Source organism: Prolinoborus fasciculus (genome assembly GCF_056724605.1).
The window spans coordinates 1-4,127 of sequence record NZ_JBWZQN010000108.1 but is presented as its reverse complement, the minus strand read 5'-3'; the positions used below and the strand labels follow the sequence as shown (position 1 = coordinate 4,127).

The window sequence follows — 4,127 nt, the reverse complement described above, 5'->3', positions numbered from 1 at the left end:
GATGGCGAAGTCGGTCCTGGATACAGGATTTTCAGCACTCAAAACAATGCTCAAGTATAAATGCGAGAACGCAAGCGTATTGTTTGAAGAAGTCAATGAGTCCTATACCACCCAGATCTGCTCGTGCTGTAAGCAAATATCAAGCAGTAGTCCGAAAGGTAGGGTTGATCTTGGAATGAGAGAATGGACATGCCAGAACTGCGGTACAGCCTGGCAGCGTTATCTACTACATATAAATAGTAATATACAAAGTAAACAAAGAATGATTTACTCTTAATAATATACATTGTAGAATTTATATCTAAACACATATACATAGTAGATTCTACTTAATGAAAGTGCAGAAAATACGAATTAATAATCAAACAGAAGACTTTTGGATTGTCATTGGTGATGATCACTTAGCTATACCATCAATTGATCTTTATTTAAGGTATTTAAGTTCTGTTAGAAAATCTCCCAATACTATTCGTTCTTATGCTTATCATCTTAAAGAGTTTTGGCTATTTCTGTCTTTGAAGAACTATAGTTGGAATGAGATCGGTTTAATTGAAATGTCAGAGTTCATCAACTTTCTCAAATTAGGAACAGTAGATGCAAGTAATATTATTCCTTTTTCCTCAAAGGTGTCGTTACGTTCAGAAAAAACAATAAATACGATAGTTACGGCAATAACAGCATTTTATGATTACCATTCAAGATTAGGCAGCGCACTAGCTTTAAATGATAAGAAGTTAAGCAAATCTAAGCATAAAAGCTACAAACCATTTCTACACCATATTAGTAAATCTGACTTTGCTAAACACAGTATTCTTAAAGTTAAAGAGCCAAAACGAATCCCAAAAACATTAACGTTTGAACAAGTTAATAAAATTCTAGATTCATGTGCTAACCGCAGAGATAAGTTTTTAGTAGCTTTACTCCATGAAACAGGTATGCGTATAGGTGAGTGTCTTGGTTTAAGGCATGAAGATATTAAAAGTTGGGATAGCACAATTCATGTAATTTATCGTGATGATAACCTTAATAATGCGAGGGCTAAAAGCCAAGAAACTAGAGTTATTGATGTTAGTGCTGATCTCATAAGACGCTACACAGATTATGTTGTTTATGACTTTGACGATATTGATTCTGACTATGTTTTTGTAAATATATGGGGCGAGAATAAGGGACAGCCATTAAGTTACAGTGCTGTTTACACGAAATTCAGTCGTTTGGCTAAAACTCTAAATATTCCATTTAGTCCTCATATTTTTCGACATACACATGCAACAGAATTGCTAAGAAGTGGTTGGGATGCTTCTTATGTTCAGAAACGTCTGGGGCATAAAGATATTCAAACAACCATCAATACTTACGCTCATTTAAATGATCAAGATTTAAAGACAGCATTCCAAAAATTTAAAAAGGATCAAAGTTAATGAGCAAGAATTTCGCTGAAAACATAGTTATTAATGAAGATATTAAAGTTGAGCATAAAAATATTAGAAAACAGGCAATAGAAGCTATTGATAGGATAAAAAATGGCAATCCTATTGTGATTAGTAAAAATGCTAAGTTAATCTTTAAGAATATTGCTAAAGAAGCAAATGTATCACTTACTGAACTCCATAGAGAGTTTAGAGATGTAATGCTGTATGTAAATTCATTGAAAGCACCTAAGAATGAAAGTATTACTAATCATGCTAACCATGCGAGAAGATGCTGTTTAGATGCAATTGAGCGTTTTAAATCAGGTAAAACCAAGAATGTAAGTCATAATGCAAAGATAAGTATTTTAGGAGTAGCTAAAGAAGCAGAAGTTAATGACTCTTATATATATCAATTTTTACCTGATGTTGTTGAAAAAATAATTGAAACTCAAAGTCAATTTTCTCGATATGGAAATAAAGAAAAACATGAAAGATTGTTAAAAGCATTAGATACTCTTTTATTTAAGAAGGAAGTTATTACAGTAAAGAAAGTATGTCGAGTTGCAGGTCTTCCAGAAACTTTTGATATGGCTGTTAGAAAAAGTTATCCCGAAGCGCATAACAAAATTTTGTTTGAGATTGAAAAGCAAACTCAGAATAAACATGCGACTGAAAGAAAAATTCTGTTAGATGCTTTAGAAAGATTAGAAACAGGAACTCAGATTAATACTAAACCTATTATTAATGGTGGGTACATTAGTGCAAAACAGCTAATGGCTGAGTCAGGGATAGGCGAAGGAGTAATTAGACATAACCATCATGATATATATCAAAAATGTTTAAATAAAATTCCTATAAAAAATGACAATGTTTGGTTTTTTGAAGATTGTACCGTCAAAAAATCTCAAGGAGAAGCAGGAATACGACGACTTAACTTTTCTAATATCCACTTTGAATGGCTTTTAATTTCAGCTAAAGCTTATTTAAAAGCCATTTACCCAACTAGATCATTCGGGACATTAGTTTCTGGTCTTGATGCTATAAAGTGTTTTAGTAAATCACTTTATACATTAAAATCAGAGTGTAAACCTGATGAAATCAATAGGTTGATAGTTCAAGATGTACTTTTTAAATGGTCGAATTCTGACTGGAAACTTACAACTATTAAAAAAAGAACATCATCACTTCGAGCATATTTTGAATGGTGTGAGGAGTCAGAATATCTTAGGTTCGGTGATACTAAATTAATAACCGATATGAATTATCCTAAACAAGAAAAGGCTATTCCTAAGTTTATTCCTGAAGATATAATGAGTAAATTAAATCATCATATAGACAAACTCCCCTCAGATATAATGAGATTTTTTTTGGTATTACAAGAAGTGGGGATGCGGATTAGTGAATGTTGTAGTTTGAAATTTGATTGTATTTTTCCTGATAATCAAGGAGATTACTTTATTAAATATTATCAACATAAAATGAGAAAGGATCATACTGTACCAATTTCAAAAGAATTAGTTAACGTAATAAAAGAACAGCAAGAAATGATGGTCTGCGAATTTGGAAAAGCACCTGAGCTATTATTTACAACACCAAAATTTAAAGAAAATGGTGCTAATTATCCTAGAGCAGGTATGGCAAGGTCTAAAGGTACATTAATTACCAAACTAAATAAGCTTGCTGTAGATAATAATATTAGTGATGTAAGTGGAAGACCTTATCACTTTTCATTTCATCAATTTAGACATACTGTAGCAACAAGAATGATTAATAATGGTGTGCCTCAACATATTATTCAAAAATATTTAGGTCACGAAAGTCCGACAATGACTAGCACTTATGCTCATATTATGGATGAAACATTAAAAAATGAATTTAAAAAATTTAATAACACCATGATTGATATAAACGGTAAAAAGTTTAATGACCAAGATATTATTGGTGATCTAACTCTTGGCACAAGTTCAGACTATATTGATGCTCAATGGCTTAAAAAAAATATAGCAATGCAAACTTTGCCAAATGGACTTTGTTCATTACCTGTTGTGCAGGGAGGGTGTCCACATGCAAATGCTTGTTTAACTTGTCCGAACTTTAGAACTGATCGCACCTTTCTACCTCAGCATAAAGAACAATTACAAAGAACCGAGGTGGTTATTGAAACTTGTCAAAAGAATGGCTGGGTTCGTCAGTTAGAAATGAATGAGCGTATTAAAGAATCATTAGTGAAAATTATTACACCGTTAGAGGATAATTAAGATGGCTCATGATAGAAACACACAAGGCTTGAAAGCAAATGCTTTAAAGAAGAAAAATGATGCCATAAAGCGTACAGAACTAGCCATACAAAAAATGTTAAAGGAAAACATAACTATTAACTTTAAGACTGTAGCGGAAAAAGCGAAAGTATCTACAGCTTGGCTTTATAGAGAACCCGAAATAGCGGATCGAATCAAAAAAATTAGAGCCATGAATAATAGTAAAAATGATAATAAACTTGTGTTAGAAAAAACTTCCGACACTTCAAAAGATGCTTTAATCGCAACCTTAAAGGCAAGAATAAAAGAATTAGAGCTTTCTAATTTAGAGCAAAAAAAGACTATCGAAATGTTATATGGTAAGCTACATGATTATTCATAGTTTATATGTAAACAAAGTATAAATCTTTAATTTAATAAGGTTTATATTCATAAACTTTTATAGATGTTTAGATAG

Annotated in this window: 4 protein-coding genes; all 4 read left to right on the top strand. The window is 31.8% G+C overall.

Annotated features, from left to right (window positions below; genetic code table 11):
• The first annotated feature begins 1 nt into the window (after position 1).
• The 4 genes from AC1P5O_RS16195 to AC1P5O_RS16180 are packed head-to-tail and all read left to right on the top strand — an operon-like array spanning position 2 to position 4,052.
• Positions 2–277, top strand: a complete 276-nt coding sequence (locus tag AC1P5O_RS16195; RefSeq protein WP_499006395.1) for a zinc ribbon domain-containing protein — start codon at positions 2–4, stop codon at positions 275–277.
• A gap of 55 nt (positions 278–332) precedes the next feature.
• Positions 333–1,421, top strand: a complete 1,089-nt coding sequence (locus AC1P5O_RS16190; RefSeq protein ID WP_499006394.1) for a tyrosine-type recombinase/integrase — start codon at positions 333–335, stop codon at positions 1,419–1,421.
• Positions 1,421–3,670, top strand: a complete 2,250-nt coding sequence (locus AC1P5O_RS16185; RefSeq protein WP_499006392.1) for a tyrosine-type recombinase/integrase — start codon at positions 1,421–1,423, stop codon at positions 3,668–3,670. Before AC1P5O_RS16190 ends, AC1P5O_RS16185 begins: the two co-directional genes overlap by 1 nt.
• Position 3,671: 1 nt before the next feature.
• Entirely contained in the window at positions 3,672–4,052 is a 381-nt protein-coding gene (locus tag AC1P5O_RS16180; RefSeq protein ID WP_499006390.1) for a DUF6262 family protein, read from the top strand.
• Positions 4,053–4,127 lie beyond the last annotated feature (75 nt).

Bases quoted from the DNA above. Each gene is read 5' to 3' on its own strand.
- AC1P5O_RS16195 (WP_499006395.1), top strand. From the start codon at position 2: ATGGCGAAGTCGGTCCTGGATACAGGATTTTCAGCACTCAAAACAATG.
- AC1P5O_RS16190 (WP_499006394.1), top strand. From the start codon at position 333: ATGAAAGTGCAGAAAATACGAATTAATAATCAAACAGAAGACTTTTGG.
- AC1P5O_RS16180 (WP_499006390.1), top strand. From the start codon at position 3,672: ATGGCTCATGATAGAAACACACAAGGCTTGAAAGCAAATGCTTTAAAG.
- AC1P5O_RS16185 (WP_499006392.1), top strand. From the start codon at position 1,421: ATGAGCAAGAATTTCGCTGAAAACATAGTTATTAATGAAGATATTAAA.